The 21,080-nt window shown below is 68.7% G+C and carries 21 protein-coding genes; 1 reads left to right on the forward strand and 20 read right to left on the reverse strand.

Annotated elements, in window-relative coordinates:
• The 5 genes from MK786_RS03445 to MK786_RS03465 all read right to left on the reverse strand — a co-directional run bounded on the left by MK786_RS03445 (window position 1) and on the right by MK786_RS03465 (window position 5,117).
• The gene (locus tag MK786_RS03445; RefSeq protein ID WP_241110826.1) at window positions 1–435 is read right to left on the reverse strand and encodes a cytochrome c oxidase subunit 4; all 435 of its coding nucleotides are present in this window, start codon (window positions 433–435) and stop codon (window positions 1–3) included.
• Entirely contained in the window at window positions 436–2,199 is a 1,764-nt protein-coding gene (gene ctaD / locus MK786_RS03450) for a cytochrome c oxidase subunit I (protein ID WP_191766268.1), read from the reverse strand.
• 2 nt (window positions 2,200–2,201) lie between these two features.
• Window positions 2,202–3,086 carry a cytochrome c oxidase subunit II gene (gene coxB, locus MK786_RS03455; RefSeq protein WP_241110827.1) on the reverse strand — a complete coding sequence of 295 codons (885 nt, stop codon included), beginning with the start codon at window positions 3,084–3,086 and terminating at the stop codon, window positions 2,202–2,204.
• Between the two features lie 160 nt (window positions 3,087–3,246).
• Window positions 3,247–3,612: an iron-sulfur cluster assembly accessory protein gene (locus tag MK786_RS03460; protein WP_191766266.1), complete on the reverse strand. Its 366-nt coding sequence runs from the start codon at window positions 3,610–3,612 to the stop codon at window positions 3,247–3,249.
• 104 nt (window positions 3,613–3,716) lie between these two features.
• Window positions 3,717–5,117 (reverse strand): dipeptidase, encoded by a 1,401-nt coding sequence (locus tag MK786_RS03465; protein ID WP_241110828.1) that lies wholly within the window; start codon window positions 5,115–5,117, stop codon window positions 3,717–3,719.
• Window positions 5,118–5,165: 48 nt separating this feature from the next.
• On the opposite strand from MK786_RS03465, the gene MK786_RS03470 reads away from it, so the two are divergent.
• Window positions 5,166–5,753: a DUF3043 domain-containing protein gene (locus tag MK786_RS03470; RefSeq protein WP_241110829.1), complete on the forward strand. Its 588-nt coding sequence runs from the start codon at window positions 5,166–5,168 to the stop codon at window positions 5,751–5,753.
• A gap of 46 nt (window positions 5,754–5,799) precedes the next feature.
• On the opposite strand, the gene MK786_RS03475 is transcribed toward MK786_RS03470, so the two are convergent.
• The 15 genes from MK786_RS03475 to ftsZ form a co-directional block, all read right to left on the reverse strand.
• A complete protein-coding gene (locus MK786_RS03475; protein WP_241110830.1) occupies window positions 5,800–6,825 on the reverse strand; it encodes a quinone-dependent dihydroorotate dehydrogenase in 1,026 nt (341 codons plus the stop codon).
• Window positions 6,826–6,867: 42 nt separating this feature from the next.
• Window positions 6,868–7,344, reverse strand: coding sequence for a transcriptional regulator NrdR (nrdR, locus tag MK786_RS03480; protein ID WP_191766262.1), 477 nt, complete (start codon window positions 7,342–7,344; stop codon window positions 6,868–6,870).
• Between the two features lie 23 nt (window positions 7,345–7,367).
• A complete protein-coding gene (gene hisD / locus MK786_RS03485) occupies window positions 7,368–8,678 on the reverse strand; it encodes a histidinol dehydrogenase (protein ID WP_241110831.1) in 1,311 nt (436 codons plus the stop codon).
• 77 nt (window positions 8,679–8,755) lie between these two features.
• Window positions 8,756–9,835 carry a hypothetical protein gene (locus MK786_RS03490; protein ID WP_241110832.1) on the reverse strand — a complete coding sequence of 360 codons (1,080 nt, stop codon included), beginning with the start codon at window positions 9,833–9,835 and terminating at the stop codon, window positions 8,756–8,758.
• A gap of 86 nt (window positions 9,836–9,921) precedes the next feature.
• On the reverse strand, window positions 9,922–13,440 hold the full coding sequence (gene dnaE / locus MK786_RS03495; RefSeq protein ID WP_308220017.1) for a DNA polymerase III subunit alpha: 3,519 nt from the start codon (window positions 13,438–13,440) through the stop codon (window positions 9,922–9,924).
• A gap of 121 nt (window positions 13,441–13,561) precedes the next feature.
• Window positions 13,562–14,677, reverse strand: a complete 1,116-nt coding sequence (locus MK786_RS03500; protein WP_241110833.1) for a hypothetical protein — start codon at window positions 14,675–14,677, stop codon at window positions 13,562–13,564.
• The gene (locus MK786_RS03505; protein ID WP_241110834.1) at window positions 14,652–15,254 is read right to left on the reverse strand and encodes an RNA polymerase sigma factor; all 603 of its coding nucleotides are present in this window, start codon (window positions 15,252–15,254) and stop codon (window positions 14,652–14,654) included. Before MK786_RS03505 ends, MK786_RS03500 begins: the two co-directional genes overlap by 26 nt.
• 166 nt (window positions 15,255–15,420) lie before the next feature.
• Entirely contained in the window at window positions 15,421–15,942 is a 522-nt protein-coding gene (locus MK786_RS03510) for a GNAT family N-acetyltransferase (protein ID WP_241110955.1), read from the reverse strand.
• Window positions 15,943–16,043: 101 nt separating this feature from the next.
• The gene (locus tag MK786_RS03515) at window positions 16,044–16,964 is read right to left on the reverse strand and encodes an RluA family pseudouridine synthase (RefSeq protein WP_241110835.1); all 921 of its coding nucleotides are present in this window, start codon (window positions 16,962–16,964) and stop codon (window positions 16,044–16,046) included.
• 1 nt (window position 16,965) lies between these two features.
• Window positions 16,966–17,586, reverse strand: coding sequence for a signal peptidase II (gene lspA, locus MK786_RS03520; protein WP_241110836.1), 621 nt, complete (start codon window positions 17,584–17,586; stop codon window positions 16,966–16,968).
• Window positions 17,587–17,595: 9 nt separating this feature from the next.
• Complete coding sequence (locus MK786_RS03525) at window positions 17,596–18,186, reverse strand: DivIVA domain-containing protein (RefSeq protein ID WP_241110837.1); 591 nt, start codon at window positions 18,184–18,186, stop codon at window positions 17,596–17,598.
• A 135-nt stretch (window positions 18,187–18,321) separates the two neighbouring features.
• Window positions 18,322–18,621 carry a YggT family protein gene (locus tag MK786_RS03530; RefSeq protein ID WP_241110838.1) on the reverse strand — a complete coding sequence of 100 codons (300 nt, stop codon included), beginning with the start codon at window positions 18,619–18,621 and terminating at the stop codon, window positions 18,322–18,324.
• Between the two features lie 9 nt (window positions 18,622–18,630).
• Window positions 18,631–19,092 (reverse strand): cell division protein SepF, encoded by a 462-nt coding sequence (locus MK786_RS03535; RefSeq protein WP_191766594.1) that lies wholly within the window; start codon window positions 19,090–19,092, stop codon window positions 18,631–18,633.
• A 32-nt stretch (window positions 19,093–19,124) separates the two neighbouring features.
• Complete coding sequence (locus MK786_RS03540; protein WP_241110839.1) at window positions 19,125–19,820, reverse strand: YggS family pyridoxal phosphate-dependent enzyme; 696 nt, start codon at window positions 19,818–19,820, stop codon at window positions 19,125–19,127.
• Window positions 19,821–19,850: 30 nt separating this feature from the next.
• Window positions 19,851–20,993 carry a cell division protein FtsZ gene (gene ftsZ, locus MK786_RS03545; RefSeq protein ID WP_191766252.1) on the reverse strand — a complete coding sequence of 381 codons (1,143 nt, stop codon included), beginning with the start codon at window positions 20,991–20,993 and terminating at the stop codon, window positions 19,851–19,853.
• Window positions 20,994–21,080: the final 87 nt, after the last annotated feature.

Raw genomic sequence — 21,080 nt, forward strand, 5'->3', positions numbered from 1 at the left:
TCAGCGCGCGAAGTACCCGCGGTAGTACTCGTAGACCCAGCCGACAATGGCGATGACGAAGACGCCGACGCCGATCGGCACCATCCACGCGCCGACGGCCAGGCCGATCATCGCGAGAGCAGCCGAGAAGGCGAGGACGATCGGCCACCACGACCACGGGCTGAACTCGCCCAGCTCAGGATCGCCGTCGTCGATGTCGGACGTCAGGACGTCTTCGGGAAGCTCGCCACCCTGCGCATTGTGCACACGGCTGATGTAGAACGCGATCAGCGCACCCATCAGCGAGGTGAAGATCAGCGCCACGGCGCCGACCCACTCGATCGCGCGGTACCACGGCAGGTCGGGGTGCGCGACGATGTTCCACACGATGTAGACCATGCCCACGAGGGCGAAGAACACGGTGAGGAGCCACCAGAGTCCGGTATTGGTGCGCACTTACTTCACCTCTCCGTCGGCGGCGTCGACAACCGGGGCTTCGGGCGCGTCCTTCGCAGGTCCGACGCCGACGGGGATCCCGGCCTCGGGGTGGTTGAGGTCGAACGCCGGCCGCTCGCTGCGGATACGCGGGATCGACGTGAAGTTGTGCCGCGGCGGCGGGCACGACGTGGCCCACTCGAGCGAGGCGCCGTAGCCCCATGGGTCGTTCACGGTCACGCGCGGCGCCTTGCGGGCGGTGATCCACACGTTGAACAGGAACGGGATCATCGAGGCGCCGAGGATGATCGCGCCGACCGTCGAGACCTGGTTCTGCCACGTCCACCCATCGGCCGCCGAGTAGTCCGCGTAGCGGCGCACCATGCCGTCCACGCCCAGCCAGTGCTGGATGAGGAAGGTCATGTGGAAGCCGATGAACAGCAGCCAGAAGTGCACCATGCCGAGACGCTCGTTGAGCATCTTTCCGGTCCACTTCGGCCACCAGAAGTAGAAGCCGGCGAACATCGCGAAGACGACGGTCCCGAACACGACGTAGTGGAAGTGCGCGACGACGAAGTACGAGTCGGAGAGGTGGAAGTCCAGCGGCGGCGACGCGAGGATGACGCCGGTGAGGCCACCGAAGACGAACGACACGAGGAAGCCGAGGGCGAAGACCATCGGGGTCTCGAACGTCACCGAGCCTCGCCAGAGCGTTCCGATCCAGTTGAAGATCTTCACACCGGTCGGCACCGCGATGAGCATGGTCATCAGGGCGAAGAACGGCAGCAGCACCGCGCCGGTGACGTACATGTGGTGAGCCCACACCGCCACGGAGAGGGCGGCGATCGCGATCGTCGCGTAGACGAGCGTCTTGTACCCGAAGATCGGCTTGCGGCTGAAGACCGGGAAGATCTCCGAGACGATGCCGAAGAACGGCAGGGCGATGATGTACACCTCTGGGTGTCCGAAGAACCAGAACAGGTGCTGCCATAGCAGGACGCCGCCGTTGGCCGGGTCGTAGATATGGGCGCCGAGCACACGGTCGGCCGCGGCGGCCAGGATGGCGGCGGCGAGCACCGGGAACGCCATCAGGATCAGGATGCTCGTGATCAGCGTGTTCCACGAGAAGATCGGCATGCGCCACATGGTCATGCCCGGCGCGCGCATCGTGATGATCGTCGTGATGAAGTTCACCGCGCCGAGGATCGTTCCGAAACCGCTCATGCCGAGGCCGAGCATCCAGAGGTTTCCTCCGGCACCCGGGGAGAAGCTGGCGTTTGCGAGCGGCTGGTAGGCGAACCAGCCGAACGACGCCGCGCCCTGCGGGGTGAGGAAGCCGGCGACGGCGATGGTCGAGCCGAAGAGGAACAGCCAGAACGCGAACGCATTCAGACGCGGGAAGGCGACGTCGGGCGCACCGATCTGCAGCGGCAGGATCGCGTTCGCGAACCCGGCGAACAGCGGCGTCGCGAACATGAGCAGCATGATCGTGCCGTGCATCGTGAACAGCTGGTTGTACTGCTCCTTCGTCGGGATGATCTGCATCCCGGGCTCGAAGAGCTCAGCACGGATGATCAGCGCCATCACTCCGCCGAGGAGGAAGAACAGCACCGACGAGATGAGGTAGAGGTAGCCGATCGTCTTGTGGTCGGTGGAGGTGATCCACTTGACGATGATGTTGCCCTTCTGCTCGACGCGCGAAGCGCTGAGCAGTGCGGCCTGGCGAGGCGGCAGAGTGGTCGGGCGACCCTGAGTCGTCCCCTGAAGCGGAACCGTCGTCGCCATGATCAGTCGTCTCCCTCGGAGCTCGCACCCGTTCCGGGCAGATTCTGAAGTCGGTCGTACTCGTCGTTGATGTCACCGGTCTGGCCGGCCTCGCGAAGGGTATCGAGGTAATCCTCGTACTCGGCTTCGCTGACGACCTCGACATTGAAGAGCATCATCGAGTGGTACTCGCCGCAGAGCTCGGCGCACTTGCCGGCGTACTCCCCCTCGCGGGTGGGCGTGAACGACCAGTAGTTGTCCCTCCCGATGTACATGTCCTTCTTGTACAGGAAGTCGATGATCCAGAACGAGTGGATCACGTCGCGGGACTGAAGCTTGATCTTGACCGTCTTGTCGACCGGGAGGACGAGCTTGGGCAGCTCGCTGGTGACGTTGCCCTGCGCGTCGGTCTGCGCCTGGACGCCCATGGTCCACACCGTGTCGTCGTCGGTCTCGCCGTCGTACTGGAAATCCCAGGACCACTGCTTGCCGATCGCGACGATCGAGACGTCGGGGTCTTCCGTCTGCGTCTCGAGGATCGTCTGGTCGCGGGCTGTGAACGCGAAGAAGCCGATCACGAGGATCAGCGGCACGACCGTGTAGAAGATCTCGATCGGCATGTTGTAGCGCAGCTGCACGGGGAGGCCGACCTGACCGCGGCGCCGGCGGTAGGCGATCGCGGCCCAGCCCATGAGGCCCCACGTGATGACGCCGACGGCCAGCAGCACGATCCAGGAGTTGACCCACAGACCGGCGACCATGTCGGTGCGGTCGGTGGCCGGCTGGCCGCTCTCGACGAAGCCCGGCAGGAAGCCGTGGAGCTCGGTCGGGGTGCATCCGGCGAGTACTGCGGCCGTTGCGATCCCGAGCGGGAGAACGGCCCAGCGGATACGGCGTTTCGAGGGCACGGTGCACCTTTCCGGGTCGCGAACAGGACTCTCCTCAGTCTAGGGCAAGCATCCAGGGTATTCAGGCCATCCGCCCAGCTTGACCTGTGTCGCGAGGGTGGAAAACCGCAGGCCCGGAGCACTCCATGGAGCGCTCCGGGCCTGCGGAAATCGGGCTGGATCAGTGGAAGCTGTCTCCGCAGGCGCAGCTGCCGGCGGCGTTGGGGTTGTCGATCGTGAACCCCTGCTCCGAGATCGTGTCCTTGAAGTCGATGGTCGCGCCGTCGAGGTACGGGACACTCATGTCGTCGACGATGACCTCGACGCCGTCGAAGTCGACCGTCTTGTCGCCGTCGAGATAGCGCTCGTCGAAATACAACTGGTAGATCAGCCCGCTGCAGCCGCCGGGCTGCACGGCGACGCGCAGACGCAGGTCGTCGCGGCCCTCCTGCGACAGGAGGCTCTTCACCTTGAGCGAGGCGGCTTCGGTCAGTGCGACGCCGTGTTCGCGAACGGACTGGTCGGTCGACAGCGCAGTGTCGGTCATGGCACTCCTCCGGACGGGCCGCCTGATCCGGTGATCGGCACCGGGGCGGCGGGATGCTGTGATTCTACGCCCGTAGTCCGAGAACCGGCTCCGAGCAGGGTGTGTCAGCCGCGGTCGCCGCGCGCATCCAGCTTCTCGAGCAGCAGCGCCTCCGACAGCACGGCGTTGCGGAACGTCTCGAGGTGAAGTGATTCGTTGGGGCTGTGCGCGCGGGCGTGCGGGTCTTCGACGCCGGTCACGAGGATCTGCGCGCCGGGGAACTCCCGCACGAGGTCAGCGATGAACGGGATCGACCCGCCCACGCCGATGTCGACGGACTCGACCCCGTATCCCTCGTGGAGCGCCTGACGGGCAGCCTCGACCGCCCAGCCCGAGGTGTCGACCAGGAAGGCGTCGCCGTAGTCCTGATCGGTGAACGTGAGCTCCGCCCCGAACGGGGCGTTCGCCCGCAGGTGCGCCTCGATCGCGGCATAGGCGTCGCGCGCCGGCTGCCCGGGCGCGATGCGGGCGCTGAGGACGACGGAGATCTCCGGGCTCAGCGTGTTGGAGGCGTTGGCGACGCTGGGCGCGTCGATGCCGGTGACCGTGATCGATGGCTTGTTCCAGATCCGGCTCAGGATCGTGCCGCGACCGATCGGCGAGACGCCGTCGGGCAGGCCGGCCTCGTCGCGCAGTGTCGCCTCGCTGTACTCCGGGGTCGCGGCATCCCTCTCGGTCAAGCCCGCGACCGCGACTGCGCCGTCGGCGTCCCACAGCGTGGCGAGCAGCTTCACTGTGGCCATCATCGCGTCGGGCACCGCTCCGCCGAACATTCCGGAGTGCGACGCGTGGTCGAGCGTCTTCACGCGCATCGTGAAGCGCGTGTTGCCGCGCAGCGACACCGTGAGCGCGGGAGTCTTGTCGTCCCAGTTGCCCGAGTCGGCGACGACGATGACGTCGGCGCGCAGCGCGTCGGCGTTGTCGGACAGGAACTGCGCGAAGGAGCGCGAGCCCGCTTCTTCCTCGCCCTCGAAGAACAGCGCCACACCGAGGTCGAAGTCCTCGCCGACGGCCTCCTTCACAGCGCGGAGGGCCGCGATGTGCGCCATGATGCCGGCCTTGTCGTCGGCGGCGCCGCGACCGTACAGACGCCCTCCTCGGACGGTCGGCTCGAACGGGGCCGACTCCCAGAGCGCTTCGTCGCCGACGGGCTGCACGTCGTGGTGCGCGTACAGCAGGATCGTCGGCCGCCCGTTGCGGGCGGCACGCGTCGCAAGAACGGCCGGCTGACCTTGTTCGTCGGCGCCCGGGATCGCGGCGCGGCGGATCTCGACGGTCTCGAACAGCCCGGTCCCCCGCACGAGGTCGGCGACCGCCTCGGCGCTGCGCTGCACCGGAGCGGCGTCGAAGCCGGGGAACGCGACCGACGGGATGCGCACGAGCGCACCGAGGTCGGCGAGGGCGGAGGGGATCCCGGAAGCCGCGGCGTCACGCACAGCATCCTGTCGGGAGAGCTCAGTGGTCATGCGGGTAATCTTAAGTGCACCCCCGCACCCGCACTTCCGAGGATCATCGTGGCCAAGAACTCCGCAGCACCCGCGTCGAACGACGCTCCTTCCGACGGAACGGTCCTCAACGGCGTGCCGGTGACCGGCAAGGGGCGCGCCACTCCCAGCCGAGCGGAGCAGGAGGCGGCACGCAAACGCCCCCTGGTCCCCGACACCAAAGAGGCCAAGGCCCGCGCCCGCGCTGAGCTTCAGGCGCAGCGCGACAAGGCCCGCGTCGGCATGGCCGCGGGCGACCCCCGCTATCTCCCGGCGCGCGATCAGGGTGCCCAGCGCAAGTTCGTGCGCGACTACGTCGACGCCGGATGGCACCTCGGCGAGGCCGTCATGCCTGCGATGGTGGTCGTGATCCTCGCGACGTTCATCCCTGTGCCCGAGGTGCAGTACTACTCGTTCGTCGCGCTGTGGATCTTCATCCTCTTCGTCGTCGGCGACATGGTCCTCACGTCGATCAACGCCAAGCGCGCCGTGAAGGCCAAGTTCGGCGCCGACAAGATCGAGAAGGGCCTCGGCTGGTACGCGGCGATGCGCACCGTGCAGATGCGGTTCCTGCGCCTGCCCAAGCCGCGGGTGAAGCGCGGCCAGCGTCCGGTCTGAGCCGGGTCATCACCCACGCGGAGAAGATGATGCGGGATGCCGCGGCTCAGCGCCCGCGCACGAGTCCGCGGTTGATCTGCCGCGCCCACAGCGGACCGCGATAGAGGAACGCCGTATAGCCCTGCACCAGGGTGGCTCCGGCATCCAATCGTCCCTTCACGTCGTCGGCGGTCTCGACGCCGCCGACGGAGATGACGCAGAATTCCGCAGGCACCGCGCTGCGCACCAGGCGCAGGACGTCGAGGGCGCGCGCCTTGAGCGGAGCCCCCGATAGTCCGCCCGCCCCGGCCTTGGCGACCACGGCGGGGTCGGTCACGAGGCCCTCGCGGGAGATCGTGGTGTTCGTCGCGATGAGTCCGTCCAGGCCGAGGTCGACAGCCAGCTGCGCGACGGCGACGACCTCGTCGTCGGGCAGGTCAGGGGCGATCTTCACGAGCAGCGGCGTCGCACCGGCCGCCGCGTGCACGGCTTCCAGCAGCGGGCGGAGCGTCTCGACCGCCTGCAGGCCGCGGAGGCCGGGCGTGTTGGGCGACGACACGTTGACGACGAGGTAGTCGGCGAGCGGCGCGAGGAGCGTCGCGCTGCGGACGTAGTCCGCGGTGGCGTCGTCGACGTCGACCACGCGGCTCTTGCCGATGTTGACGCCGATGACGCCGCGGCGCGCGCGTCGGCGCAGCTTCTCGAGCCGCCGCGCAGCCGCCTCGGCGCCGTGGTTGTTGAAGCCCATGCGGTTGATCACGGCACGGTCGGGGATCAGCCGGAACAGCCGGGGCCGCGGATTGCCCTCCTGCGGGATGGCCGTGAGCGTGCCCACCTCGACATGGCCGAAGCCGAGCGCGAACAGCCCGGCCGCGCCCGTGACGTCCTTGTCGAAGCCTGCGGCCACGCCGAACGGTGAGTCGAACGAGAGGCCCAGCGCCGACGTCGCGAGCCGTGGGTCGGGGCGGGTCAGGGCGCGGGCCGCCCACGAGAAGGGCGGAACGCCGAGCGTCCGGATGACCATCATCGCCGCGTGGTGCGCGGTCTCGGGGTCCATGCGCGACAGAACGGTCCGGAACAGGAGGGGATACATCCCGTCCAGGCTATCCGGTCGGCGGGCGCGACCCGACCGGGCCTAATCGGCGACGGCGCGGACGGGACGGTCCTGGTGATCGGCTCGCAGCTGGTCGATCGCCGATTCGAAGTCCTCCAGCGAATCGAACGCCTGGTAGACGCTCGCGAACCGCAGATAGGCCACTTCGTCGAGCTCGCGCAGCGGGCCGAGGATCGCGAGTCCGATCTCATTCGTGTCGAGCTGCGAGGCGCCGGTCTGACGAACGGTCTCCTCGACGGTCTGCGCGAGCACAGCGAGGTCGGCCTCCGTCACCGGTCGCCCCTGGCACGCCTTGCGCACCCCCGACATGACCTTCTCGCGGCTGAACGGCTCGATGACGCCCGAGCGCTTGATCACGTTGAGGCTGGCGGTCTCGATGGTCGTGAAGCGGCCTCCGCACTCGGGGCACTGCCGACGGCGGCGGATGCTGAGACCGTCGTCGCTGGTACGGGAGTCGATGACGCGCGAGTCGGAGTGGCGGCAGAACGGACAGTGCATGGCAGAGACAGCCTACGCCCGCGTCAGCCGACCGGCGTCTCGAAGCGGGCCACGACGGCTTCACCATGGGCGGGCAGGGCCTCGGCCTCGGCGAGGACCACGATCGCGTCGCGCACGGCCTCGAGTGCGGTGTGGTCGTATTCGATGACCTGCTGCGGGCGCAGGAAGGTCGACGCCGACAGCCCCGCCGAGTAGCGGGCCTGCCCACCGGTCGGCAGCACATGGTTGCTGCCCGCGAGGTAGTCGCCGAGGCTCACCGGCGAGTCGGCACCGACGAAGACCGCGCCCGCGTGCACGAACCGTTCGGGCTTCGGATCACGCAGGTGGAGCTCCAGGTGCTCGGGCGCGTAGGCGTTGCTGAAGGCGGTCGCCGCGTCGAGGTCGTCGACCAGGACGATCGCCGACTGCGGACCGGCGAGTGCCGCCGCGACGCGCTCGGCGTGTCGGGTCGCTGCGGCGCGGGTCGCCACCTCCGCCGCGACGGCCTCGGCGAGGCTCTCGGAATCCGTCACGAGCACGGCGGATGCCTGCTCGTCGTGCTCGGCCTGACTGATCAGATCGACCGCGACGAGTCGCGCGTCGGCGCTGTCGTCGGCGACGATGACGATCTCGGTGGCGCCGGCCTCGGCATCCGTCCCCACCAATCCCGCCACGGCCCGCTTCGCGGCCGCGACGAAGTTGTTGCCAGGACCGGTGACGACGTCGACCGGGTCGAGGCCCAGCCCGCCGACCCCGTGGGCGAGCGCGCCGATCGCGCCGGCACCGCCCATCGCGTAGACCTCGTCCACCCCGAGCAGCTTCGCGGCTCCGAGGATCACGGGGTGCACGCGACCGCCCTGGTCGCGCTGCGGCGGAGAGGCGACCGCGATCTCGGACACACCCGCGACCTGCGCCGGAACGACGTTCATCACGACGCTCGACGGGTAGACAGCCTTGCCGCCCGGAACGTACAGCCCCACGCGCCGCACCGGCTGCCACCGCTGCATGACCCGCGCGCCCGGCGCGAGCTGCGTGGTGACCGGTGCCGGCACCTGTGCGGCGGACGCCTCGCGCACGCGCTCGATGGCCTGCTCGAGCGCGTCGCGCACGGCGGGATCGAGAGACGCGAGCGCATCGTCGAGGTGCGCCGCCGGAACCCGGATGTCGTGGCCCGTCACGCCGTCGAACTTCTCCGCCTGATCGCGCAGTGCCGTCTCGCCGTGCGAGGCGACGTCGGCGACGATGCGCGCCGCCGTTGAGAGCGCCTCTTCGCGCGCAGCGGTCGCCCGCGGCACGGTGGCGAGGAGTTCGGCCGGAGACAGCGTGCGTCCCCGCAGATCGATCGTCCGGAGCATCCTTCTACGGTATCGCGTCCCTCGTCGCCGTCCGCCGGATCGAGTGCGACCCCGCGAAGCGCGGACGTGTATCGAGATCAGCCGCGCGTGACGCCCGAGACGTCGTGCAGGTAGCCGATCCGGCCGTCCTCGTGGCGCACCACGAACACGTCGACGCGGTCCTCGATCACGAGCGCCCACGCGGTCGGACCGATGCGGAACACCGGGATGCCGATCTCGTCGACGACGTCGCGCTCCTCGGGGACAAGCGCCCAGAAGGCCTGGTGACGCTGAGACGATTCGGCCGCCGGCTCGGCGGTGCTGCTCGGCGTCTCGACAGCCTCGTAGGTGTCGCGGGTGTGCGCAGGCTCGAACGCCGTCGTGGCGGCGGCAGGCTCCTGCTCGGCGCGGGCCTCGGCGGACGACGTGGTTTCGGGAAGAGGTGCGGCCTCGGTGCCCGATGCCGCCTCGGCCGCCGGAGCGGCCTCGGCGCGCTGGGTCCCGTAGGCGGAGCCGGTGTCGTACGCGGTCGTGGTGTCGTACGCCGCGGTGGCCTCGGTCGCCGGCGGCGCGTACTCGGCGAAATCGGCGCCCGCGGGCTCCTCCGCGCGCGGCGCGGCGGGGCGGGGCGAGACGGGGCGGATCGGCCGGGCGTTGGGGTGTGCCGGCACCTCGGCGCGACCGCGGAAGTCCTGGCCGAGCGTCGGCAGAAGCGGCGCGAACACCGTGAGCACGACGCCGATGAGCATGAGGGCGAGCTCGACCCAGATCACCCACGTGCGCACCCAGCGCCCGCTGTCGATCCCGAACGCGACCGTCTCCCACACGAGCTGCAGCCAGACGATCGCCGCCACCGAGAACGCCACCGATGCGAACTGGTCGATGCCCAGCGAGCCCACCCGGCGGATACCGGTCGGCGAGAGCCGACGGAGGACGATGAGGAACACGGCGACGGTCGGCACGCCGATGGAGAGGATCCAGAGGATGCTCGCGGTCCACACCGAGTTGAAGCGTCCTTCGTCGATCGAGAAGAACGAGACGACGAACGCGACCAGCCACACCCCGACGAGGGCGACCTCACGGATCGAGAACGGCCCGACCCCGTACTGAGGCGGTTCTTCTTGGTGGTTCTGCCCTGCGGCGACGTCGAATTCCTCAGCACGCTGATCGTCGGTCACGATGTTCCCTTCCGGCCGCGCACGGCGGCATACGTCGTTTTCATGCTACTCACGCCTCATGAGACGGAAATGAGATGGGATGCCGCTCAGCCGAGGCACTGCGGGCCGAGCAGACCCTTGAGCTCGCCGTAGAGATCGGCGGTGAGCCGCACCTGGTGCGGGATCTCGAACACCTTGGCCGCCGACCCGCTGTGCAGCTTGATCGTCACCTCGGTCTCGCCCTGGTGACGCTCGAGCATCCGGGCGAGTTCGCCGATCGTCGCCTCGCTCGCACGGCGCTCGGGCAGCAGGAGCACGAGCGGCCCCGAGGCATCCATCGCCCCCAGATCGGGTGCGAATGCCGACTGCGCGTGCAGGTTGAGTCCGTCGTCGCGCCGCGACACGCGACCGCGCACCACCAGGATCGAGTCGGCCACCAGCATCGAGCTGAACTCGGTGTAGGTCTTGCCCATGAACATCACGGTGACCTCGCCGTTGAAGTCTTCGACGGTGATCATGCCGTACGGGTTGCCGCTGGCCTTGGCCACGCGGTGCTGCACGCTCGTCACCAGCCCCGCGATGGTCACCTGGTCGCCGTCGTTGACGTCTTCGGACGAGAGCAGGTCGTGGATGCTGGTCGACGCGTGCTTGGCGAGCGGGATCTCGAGTCCGGCCAGGGGGTGGTCCGAGACATAGAGACCGAGCATCTCGCGCTCGAACGCGAGCTTGTCCTTCTTCGTCCACTCGGGCCGCTCGGGCACCTTGGCCGGGACGACCTCCTCGGCCTCGTCGTAGAGGCTGTCGAAGTCGAATCCGATCGCGCCGGTCGCCGCCTTGCGCTTGGTCTCGACCGCGGCCTCGGTGGCGTCCTCGTGGATCTCCATGAGCGCCCGGCGGGTCGAGCCGAGCGAATCGAAGGCGCCCGCCTTGATGAGCGACTCGACCGTCCGCTTGTTCGCGACGTGGATCGGCACCTTCGTCAGGAAGTCGTGGAAGCTCGCGTACCCGTCGTCGGCACGCGCCGCGACGATGCCGTCGACCACGTTGGCGCCGACGTTGCGGACGGCGCCCAGGCCGAAGCGGATGTCTTCGCCGACGGCCGCGAAGTAGCGGATCGACTGCCCGACATCGGGCGGCAGCACCTTGATGCCCATGCGGCGGCACTCGTTGAGGTACACCGCCATCTTGTCCTTCGAGTCGCCGACGCTCGTGAGCAGCGCGGCCATGTACTCGGCCGGATAGTGGGCCTTGAGGTACGCCGTCCAGTACGACACGAGTCCGTACGCGGCCGAGTGCGCTTTGTTGAAGGCGTAGTCCGAGAACGGGAGGAGGATCTCCCACAGTTTCTGGACCGCCTCGTCGGAGTACCCGTTCGCGTGCATGCCCGCCTGGAAGCCCTCGAACTGCTTGTCGAGCTCGGACTTCTTCTTCTTGCCCATCGCGCGGCGCAGGATGTCGGCCTGACCGAGGCTGAAGCCGGCAACGCGCTGCGCGATCGCCATGACCTGCTCCTGGTAGATGATCAGGCCGTAGCTGGTGTCGAGGATGTCGGCCAGGGACTCGCGGAACTCCTCGTGGATCGGCGTGATCTCCTGCTGGCCGTTCTTTCGCAGGGCGTAGTTGATGTGCGAGTTCGCACCCATGGGGCCTGGGCGGTACAGCGCGATGACGGCCGAGATGTCCTCGAAGTTGTCGGGCTTCATGAGCCGCAGGAGCGATCGCATCGGCCCGCCGTCGAGCTGGAAGACGCCCAGGGTGTCGCCGCGCGAGAGCAGCTCGTACGACTCGGTGTCATCGAGGGTGAGGTCTTCGAGCACGAGCGGGTGGCCGCGGTTGGCCTCGATGTTGTCGAGCGCGTCGTTGATGATCGTGAGGTTGCGCAGCCCCAGGAAGTCCATCTTGATCAGGCCGAGCGACTCGCACGCGGGATAGTCGAACTGCGTGACGATCTGGCCGTCCTGCTCGCGCTTCATGATCGGGATGATGTCGATCAGTGGCTCGGACGACATGATGACGCCGGCGGCGTGGACGCCCCACTGGCGCTTCAGGTTCTCGAGCCCGACGGCGGTGTCGAAGACCGTCTTGGCCTCGGCATCGGTCTCGATCAGCGCGCGGAACTCGGAGGCCTCTTTGAAGCGCGGGTGGCTCTTGTCGAACATGCCCTCGAGCGGCATGTCTTTGCCCATGACGGCGGGCGGCATCGCCTTAGTGAGCTTCTCCCCCATGCTGAACGGGAAGCCCAGCACGCGCCCGGCGTCTTTCAGCGCCTGCTTCGCCTTGATCGTGCCGTAGGTCACGATCTGCGCTACGCGCTCGTCGCCGTACTTCTCGGTGACGTACTGGATGACCTCGCCACGACGACGGTCGTCGAAGTCGACGTCGAAGTCGGGCATCGAGACGCGGTCGGGGTTGAGGAACCGCTCGAAGATCAGGCCGTGCTGCAGCGGATCGAGGTCGGTGATCTTCATGGCGTACGCGGCCATGGAGCCCGCACCGGAGCCACGGCCGGGACCGACGCGGATGCCGTTGCGCTTGGCCCAGTTGATGAAGTCGGCGACGACCAGGAAGTAGCCCGGGAAGCCCATCTGAACGATGACGCTGGTCTCGTACTCGGCCTGCGAGCGCACCTCGTCCGGGATACCACCCGGGTACCGGTCGCGGAGTCCGTTCTCGACCTCCTTGACGAACCATGACTCTTCGGTCTCACCCGGGGGCACGGGGAACCGGGGCATGTAGTTGGCGCTGGTGTTGAACTCGACGTTGCAGCGCTCGGCGATCAGCAGCGTGTTGTCGCAGGCTTCGGGGTGGTCGCGGAACACCTGGCGCATCTCGGCCGGGGTCTTGACGTAGTAGCCGTCGCCGTCGAACTTGAAGCGCTTCGGGTCGTCGAGCGTCGAGCCCGACTGCACGCACAGAAGAGCAGCATGGCTCGACGCATCGTGCTGGTGCGTGTAGTGGAGGTCGTTCGTCGCGACGAGCGGGATGTCGAGGTCTTTCGCGATCTTCAGCAGATCGGTCATCACACGCCGCTCGATCGAGAGTCCGTGGTCCATGATCTCGGCGAAGTAGTTCTCTTTGCCGAACAGGTCCTGGAACTCGGCCGCCGCCGCGCGTGCCGCGTCGTATTGGCCCAGGCGCAGGCGTGTCTGGACCTCGCCCGACGGGCAGCCGGTCGTCGCGATCAGGCCCTTGCCGTACTTCTGCAGCAGATCGCGATCCATGCGAGGTTTGAAGTAGTAGCCCTCGATGCTCGCCAGAGACGACAGGCGGAACAGGTTGTGCATGCCCTCGGTGGTCTCGGAGAGCAGCGTCATGTGGGTGTACGCGCCCGAGCCCGACACGTCGTCGTCGTTCTGCTCTGGGGTGCCCCACCGTACGCGGGCCTTGTCGGAGCGGTGCGTGCCTGGCGTGACGTAGGCCTCGATGCCGATGATCGGCTTGATCCCGGCATCTTTCGCGGTCTTGTAGAACTCGTACGCCGCGAACGTGTTGCCGTGGTCTGTGACCGCGATGGCGGGCATCTCGAGGCGGGAAGCCTCCTGCACCATCGGGCCGATGCGCGCGGCGCCGTCGAGCATGGAGTACTCGCTGTGGACATGCAGATGAACGAAGGAGTCGGATGCCACGGATCGAGCCTAACCAGCCCCACAGACACCTCGGTGCCGCGCGCCGGGATGGGGCCGATCGACCGGGCTAGGTCGCTTCACCCTCGAGTCGAAGGTGAAGCCTGAGCCCGGCTCGAGGGGGTCAGGGCGCCTCGTCCACCACGCTGATCGTCGTCCGGTAGGTGAAGTCGGGCACGGAGCCGGGAACCACGCCGACCCCGGCCCCGAGGGTGGTCGAGCGCGACGTCACGAGTCCCGTGGCCGTGTCGATCGTCAGCATCTCGCGACGGTCGCCGGGGTAGGTGTACGCGATGGTCGACGTCGCCTGGTCGGCGGCGACGATCTCCGCGCCCGGCACGAGAGCGAGGGCGCGGAACATCGCCGCACGCAGCGCCGGGGGCGCGGCGTTCAGCTCGAGGTCCTGGATCAGCACGATGACGACGGCGGCGTCGACAGCTGTTCCCTCGGACGCGCCCACCCTCTGCCGGTTCCACTCCAGGAGTGCTGCGGGGTCCTGCGGCATCTGGGCGTAATAGGCGTCCGACCCCAGGGTCGGCTCCCCTTCATAGGACTCGACGATCCCGCCCTGCACCCGCTGCACGATCTGCTCGTCCACCCCGCTCTTCTGATCCCATTCGGCGATCAGCTGGTCGGTGGCCGCGCCGAACCGGGCCGCGATCTCGTGCTCCGGCTCGAACACGCGCACCCACTCGCCCGACCGCTCGGACGGGATGTACTGCACCCACGTGCCCGTCGAGACCCACGCGGCTGTCGCAGACTCCCGGTTCGCGTTGTACGGACTCGCCGGCGCATCCGGCGCGTACAGCACGAGCTGCGCGATCGTGTGCTCGATGCGCAGGTAGCGGCCTTCGGCCATCACCGACCCCGCCGATTCCACCGCCAGCGCGGCTGCGCCCTCGAGCACCTCCTGCGCGGTCGGCGCGGTCGGCGCGGCCGGTGTGGGCGTGGGATCGGGAGCGGGCTCGACGGTGACGACGGGCGTCTCCACCACACCGGCGTCCGGGTCCGGCTGCACGACTGGCGCTGTCGAGTTCGTCATGGAGAGGGCGACGGCCGTCGCGGCGGCACCCGTCAGCACGGCGGCGCCGATCCCGCCGCCGAGCGCCCAGCGGAGCCGTCGCTTGCGGGCCGTCTCTCCGTCGATCGCGTACCGGAGCGTCCGCTCCGCGGCACGGAGCGCGTCGTCGTCGAGCTCGGCGTCGTCGCCGAGGTCACGCACGAGATCCCACACGTCCATCGATCCCACCTCCGTTCCTGTCTGCTGCGGTCTCGGGTGCTTCGGTACCGGCGCTCAGCTTCCTCCGCACCCGGTTGAGTCGAGAGCGCACCGTCCCCGTCGGCACCCCCAGCGCCTGGCCGATCTGCTCGTAGCTGAGGTCTCCCCAGGCGTAGAGCAGGAGCGTGTCGCGGTCGCGCCGCGCCAGGCCCGCGATCAGCGGGGCCAGCGAGCGGGTGGAGGCCGCGGCATCCAATCGCTCTCCTGCTGCTTCGACCGCATCGTCCGACGACAGCGCACGGCTGCTCGACTCGGCTGCGAAGGCCCGCCACTGGGCTGCCTCGTCTCGGCGATGCTTGCCCGCCACACGCGACGCGATGCCGAGCAGCCACGGACGCGCCGACGCCCACGCCGTGTCAAAGGAGTCCCGCCGGCGGAAGGCGATGAGGAAGGTCTCGCTGAGAACGTCCTGAGCCGCGGCGACCCCGACACGTCGTGCCGCGAACGCACCGACCGGCTTCGCGTGTCGCACGAAGATCTCGGCGAACTCCGCCGGGCGCTCGAGGGAGAGCCGGATGATGTCGGCGTCGGTGGTCACACTAGGTATTGTCCGATTCGCCGCATCCGGTTCACATGGGGTGACCGGATCGGCACCGCTCCGCTCCCTTTCGCGGGGGTCACGGCGGTGGTCTTACGGGACGAGAAGGGCTGGTCGGGCGGCAGGCCGACAGCGGCCGAAGTGACTCGGAGTACAGAGGACCGCGTCAGCGGAGGTCGAGCCGCATGAGCACACGAGGGAAGCCGTTGATGACCGAGTCGGTGTCTGCCGCCTTCCGGAAGCCGGCCTTCAAGAACAGCTTCTTGGTGCCGACGTAGGCCATCGTGAGGTCGACCTTCTGGCCGCGGTTGTCGACGGGATAGCCCTCGATCGCGGGCGCTCCATTGTCTTCGGCGAAGGCGACGGCACCCGCCAGGAGCGCATGCGAGATGCCGAGGCCGCGATGCCCCGGCCGCACGCGGAGACACCACACGCTCCACACGTCGAGGTCGTCGACGTGCGGGATCTTGCGGTTCGTCGCGAACGCGGTGTCTGCGCGCGGATGGACCGCGGCCCAGCCGACGACCTCGTCGCCGTCGTAGGCCAGCACGCCCGGCGGACCCTCCTTCATGAGCTCGCGCACCCGCTCACCGCGGGCCTCGTGGTGCAGCGAGACGTTCTCCTTGCTGGGCACGCGGTAGCTCAAGCACCAGCAGACGTCGGCGTCGGGCCGCTTCGGACCGACCATCGTGCGCAGATCGGCGAACTTCGTGGCGGGAAGGACCCTGATCGATGACGTCACGGTCTCAGCCTGGCACCGGCATCCGACACCCGCATCAGACGTGCGGCTCAGTCGCCGCGGAGCACCTCGAGCGCGTGGGCGAGATCGGGAGGGTAGGGCGATTCCAACGTGACCCACTCACCCGACGACGGGTGCGCGAACGACAGCTTGTGCGCGTGCAGCCACTGCCGCGTCAGCCCGAGGCGCGCGGCGAGCGTGGGGTCGCTTCCGTACAGCGGATCGCCGACGCACGGGTGCCGGTGCGCGGCCATGTGCACGCGGATCTGGTGCGTGCGACCGGTCTCGAGGTGGATCTCGAGGAGGGATGCCCGGGGGAAGGCCTCGAGCGTCTCGTAGTGCGTGACCGAGTCCTTGCCGTCGGGGGTCACCGCGAACTTCCACGAATGGTGGGGGTGACGGCCGATGGGTGCGTCGATCGTGCCGGCGAGCGGATCGGGGTGCCCCTGCACGACGGCATGGTAGATCTTGTCCACCTCGCGCTCCTTGAACGCGCGCTTGAGCACGGTGTACGCGTGCTCGGTCTTCGCGACGACCATCAGACCGCTCGTGCCGACGTCGAGGCGATGCACCACACCCTGGCGCTCGGCGGCGCCGGTGGTCGCGATGCGGTAGCCGCCCGCGGCCAGGGCGCCGAGCACCGTGGGTCCTTCCCAGCCGAGCGAGGGGTGCGCCGCGACGCCGGAGGGCTTGTCGACCACGACGATGTCGTCGTCGTCGTACACGATGCCGAGGTCCGGCACCTCGACGGGGACGATGCGCGGCTCCTCCTTGGGCGTCCACGAGATGTCGAGCCACGCGCCGCCCCGCAGCTTGTCGGACTTCGCGAGAGTGCGTCCGTCCATCGTGACGCCGCCGGCGTCGGCGACGTCGGCCGCGAACGTGCGCGAGAACCCCAGCATCTTGGCGAGGGCCGCGTCGACCCGGGTGCCATCGAGGCCGTCGGGGACGGGAAGAGTGCGCGACTCCACGTCAGTCCTTCGCGGAATCGGATGCCGCGGCATCCGGTTCTCCGTCGCCGCCTGCGCCGCCCGCGCTCGCACCGGCACCGCTCCCGCCGTCGGTCGCGGCCGCTCTGCGCGCCTCGCGCGTGCCGTCGAGGTGCAGGCCGACGAGCACCAGGAGCGCGACGCCGATCATCATCGAGACGATGAAGATGTCGGCGATGTTGTAGATGGCCGGCATCATCCACGGGGTGTTGATGAAGTCGATCACGTGGCCGACCGGGAAGCCCGGCTCGCGGAACATGCGGTCGGCCAGGTTGCCGAGCACGCCGCCCAGGAGCAATCCGAGCGCGACCGCCCATAGCCGCGACCTCACGCGGGTGGCGGCGAGCCACACGATCGCCACGGCGACGGCGGCCAGCGCGATGGTGAAGATCCAGGTGACGCCCTCGCCGAGCGAGAACGCGGCGCCGGGGTTGCGGACGAGATAGAAGATCAGGAAGTCGCCGATGACGGGAACCGGCTGCTCGTACGGCAGGTTCTCGAGGGCGAGCTGCTTGGTGAACTGATCGGCGGCCAGCACCACCACCGCGAGGAGCGCGATGATGGCGCCGGCCGCCGCCTTGCGAAGGGGGGGCCGGTCTGCCAAAGGGCAGGCCTAGAGGCCGATGGCCGAGACCGGCGTCGAGCCCGAAGACGTGGACGTGGTCTCGAGGTCGCGCAGCTGGCCCTCGATGTAGCTGCGCAGCTGCGCACGGTAGTCGCGCTCGAAGTTGCGCAGCTCCGAGATGCGCGACTCGAGCTGAGCGCGCTCACGGTCGAGCTTGGCGACCTCGTCGCGGCCGCGCGACTCGGCCTCGGAGACGATCTGAGCGGCCTGGGCCTTGGCGTCGGCGATGAGCTGGTCGCGCTGTGCGCGGCCCTCGGCGACGTGCTCGTCGTGGAGGCGCTGAGCGAGCTCGATGATGCCGGCGCTGGCGGCACCGCTCGGCGCCGTCTCGGCGGCAGCAGGGGCGGCGGGCGCGGGCGCCGGAGCGGGAACCGGCTCGGCGGCGCGGGCGGGAGCGGGAGCGGCACCCGACTCGTAGGCAGCCAGCTTGGCCTTCAGCTCCTCGTTCTCGGCGAGCGCCTTGCGCCACTCGACGACGATCTCGTCGAGGAAGTCGTCGACCTCATCGGGGTCGAACCCCTCCTTGAAGCGGACGTGCTGGAACTGCTTGGTGACGACGTCATCGGGGGTCAATGCCATGGTGATTCCTCTTTCGAGCGCTCAGGTCGCTGGCCGATGTCGGGGCCGACCCGCCGGCGGCCGGTCGTATCAGGCAAGCATAGCCGCGGGTCCCCGAGAGTGTCGAAGTACGACGGCGTTCCCGCAGTCGATTCGTCAGCTCGCGATGGCGCGCGTGACGCTCAGCACGATGAAGCACAGGAGCATCGTCAGGGCGAATCCGAAATCGATCGCGATCGCGCCGACCCGCAGCGGAGGGATGAACCTGCGGAACAGCTTGATGGGCGGATCGGTGACGGTGTAGACGATCTCGGCGGCGACCAGTCCCGCGCCCTTCGGGCGCCATTCACGGTTGAAGAACGGGATCCAGTCGATGATCAGCCGGGCGAGCAACAGGAAGACGTAGAGGAGCAGTGCCAGATTCAGGATCGAGGCGATGAGTTGGACGACGGCCACGGATCCAGACTACGGCTGTGCGAAGGGAACGGACTCCGGATCGGCCTGTGCGACCGCTCCGTCACCGGACACCGCGACGTTCTCGGGCGAGAGCAGGAAGACCTTGCTGGTCACACGCTCGATGCGGCCGTAGAGGCCGAGCGAGAGCCCACTCGCGAAGTCGATCAGGCGGCGCGCGTCGGCGTCGCTCATCTGCGACAGGTTGATGATGACCGGGATCCCGTCTCGGAAGTTCTCGGCGATCACCTGGGCGTCGCGATACTGCTTGGGGTGCACCGTGAGGATCTCGCTGATCGCGGTCGGCGCCGGCTGACGCACGACGGCGGGGCGGTGCAGCGGGGTGACCGGGGCGGCCTTCTCGACGACCGCTTCGGGCTTGCGGCTGCGCGGCTGCGGCGCGGGCTCGTCGTAGACCTCTTCCTCGTCGGCGAGGCCCAGGTACACCATGGTCTTCTTGAGCGGGTTCGACATCGCATCCTCCGTAGTGCTCATCTGTTCCGAGGTTAACCGTGCAGGGGCCGTGGGCCCGTGATTGCCGAGCCGATCCGCAGGTGTGTCGCGCCTGCGGCGATCGCTTCGGCGAAGTCCGCCGTCATGCCGGCGGAGATCCAGTCGGCGTCCGACACGACGGCCCGGACGGTGTCGGCGAGGCCCGGCAGCTGCACGAAGGCGGCCTCCGGCGCGACATCGAGCGGTGCGACCGCCATGATGCCCCGCACGCGCAGGCTGGGCAGCGCGGCGGTGTGGGTGGCGAGACGCTCGAGGTCGACCGGAGCCACGCCGCCGCGGCCGGGGTCGTCGGTCAGGTTGACCTGAAGGAGCACGTCGAGCACCGGCGTGTCCGGCCCGGCGGCCGCATGCAGGGCGTCGGCGAGCTTCGCGCGATCGACGGAGTGGACAGCAGATGCCGCGGCCCGGATCGCCCGCGCCTTCTTGGTCTGCGCCTGCCCGATGAAGTGCCAGTGCAGGTCGGTCAGGTCGCCGGCCTCGGCGACCTTTGCCGAGAACTCCTGCTGACGGTTCTCCCCCACGTCGCGCACGCCGAGCGCGTACAGCTCGCGCACGAGCGAGACGGGGTGGAACTTCGTCACGACGATGCGCGTGAGCGCGGCCGGGTCTCGCCCGGCCGCGCGCGCGGCATCCGCTATCCGCTCGTCGACGTCTGCGAGACGACCAGCGAGCTCAGGGGTGTCTGGCACGGTGTGTCGGTCTCTGAGCTCGTCGACGGATTACTTGAGGAAGTCGGGGATGTCGAGGTCGTCGTCGCCGAACGCCGAGTCGAACGACGACTCGGGAAGGGCGGCGCCGACAGACACCGGCTCGGCCTCGCGCTCCTGCGCGGCCGCTTCGTCTGCGGGCAGCGCCGGCACGGCGGGCGTCGTCACGATCCGCGAAGCGGTGATCGGCTCGATCCGCTGCTGCGGCTCGCCGCCGTCGAAGCCTGCGGCGATGACCGTGACGCGCACCTCATCGCCGAGGGTGTCGTCGATCACCGTTCCGAAGATGATGTTCGCCTCGGGGTGCGCCGCTTCCTTCACCAGCTGCGCGGCGTCGTTGATCTCGAAGATGCCGAGGTTCGAACCGCCCTGGATCGACAGCAGCACGCCGTGCGCGCCCTCGATCGAGGCCTCGAGCAGCGGCGATTCGACGGCGAGCTCGGCCGCCTTGATCGCGCGGTCCGCCCCCCTCGCCGAGCCGATGCCCATGAGGGCCGAGCCCGCTCCCTGCATGACCGACTTCACGTCGGCGAAGTCGAGGTTGATCAGGCCCGGCGTGGTGATGAGATCGGTGATGCCCTGCACACCGGCGAGGAGCACCTGGTCGGCGGTCGCGAACGCCTCGATCATCGAGATGCCGCGGTCGCTGATCTCGAGGAGGCGGTCGTTGGGCACGACGATGAGGGTGTCGACCTCTTCCTTCAGCTTGCCGACACCGGTCTCGGCCTGCTGCTGGCGCCGGCGTCCTTCGAACGAGAACGGCTTGGTGACGACACCGATGGTGAGGGCGCCGATCGACTTGGCGATCTTGGCCACGACCGGCGCGCCGCCCGTGCCCGTGCCACCACCTTCGCCCGCGGTCACGAAGACCATGTCGGCGCCGCGCAGCGCCTCTTCGATCTCTTCGGCGTGATCCTCTGCCGCACGTCGCCCGACCTCGGGGTCGGCGCCGGCGCCGAGGCCGCGGGTGAGCTCGCGGCCGACGTCGAGCTTGACGTCTGCGTCGCTCATCAGCAGCGCCTGGGCGTCGGTGTTGATGGCGATGAACTCGACGCCGCGCAGGCCGAGCTCGATCATGCGGTTGACGGCGTTGACGCCGCCTCCGCCGACCCCGACCACCTTGATGACGGCGAGGTAGTTCTGGTTCTGGCTCATGCCGGCCTCCGTAGCCCTGGACCTGTCGAAACCTTCAACCTCTAGTAGAGGTATAAAGAATTGCCCGGTATGCAATTCCTGAATTGA

It is taken from the genome of Microbacterium sp. CFH 31415, assembly GCF_022538185.1.
GTDB lineage: Bacteria > Actinomycetota > Actinomycetes > Actinomycetales > Microbacteriaceae > Microbacterium.

Excerpts from the sequence above, each read along its gene's own strand:
- MK786_RS03475 (WP_241110830.1), bottom strand. The coding sequence starts at position 6,825 with ATGTATCCCCTCCTGTTCCGGACCGTTCTGTCGCGCATGGACCCCGAG.
- MK786_RS03535 (WP_191766594.1), bottom strand. The coding sequence starts at position 19,092 with ATGTCGAACCCGCTCAAGAAGACCATGGTGTACCTGGGCCTCGCCGAC.
- hisD (WP_241110831.1), bottom strand. The coding sequence starts at position 8,678 with ATGCTCCGGACGATCGATCTGCGGGGACGCACGCTGTCTCCGGCCGAA.
- ctaD (WP_191766268.1), bottom strand. The coding sequence starts at position 2,199 with ATGGCGACGACGGTTCCGCTTCAGGGGACGACTCAGGGTCGCCCGACC.
- ftsZ (WP_191766252.1), bottom strand. The coding sequence starts at position 20,993 with ATGAGCCAGAACCAGAACTACCTCGCCGTCATCAAGGTGGTCGGGGTC.
- MK786_RS03500 (WP_241110833.1), bottom strand. The coding sequence starts at position 14,677 with ATGGACGTGTGGGATCTCGTGCGTGACCTCGGCGACGACGCCGAGCTC.
- nrdR (WP_191766262.1), bottom strand. The coding sequence starts at position 7,344 with ATGCACTGTCCGTTCTGCCGCCACTCCGACTCGCGCGTCATCGACTCC.
- MK786_RS03525 (WP_241110837.1), bottom strand. The coding sequence starts at position 18,186 with ATGGCATTGACCCCCGATGACGTCGTCACCAAGCAGTTCCAGCACGTC.
- MK786_RS03465 (WP_241110828.1), bottom strand. The coding sequence starts at position 5,117 with ATGACCACTGAGCTCTCCCGACAGGATGCTGTGCGTGACGCCGCGGCT.
- MK786_RS03460 (WP_191766266.1), bottom strand. The coding sequence starts at position 3,612 with ATGACCGACACTGCGCTGTCGACCGACCAGTCCGTTCGCGAACACGGC.
- MK786_RS03510 (WP_241110955.1), bottom strand. The coding sequence starts at position 15,942 with ATGGTCGGTCCGAAGCGGCCCGACGCCGACGTCTGCTGGTGCTTGAGC.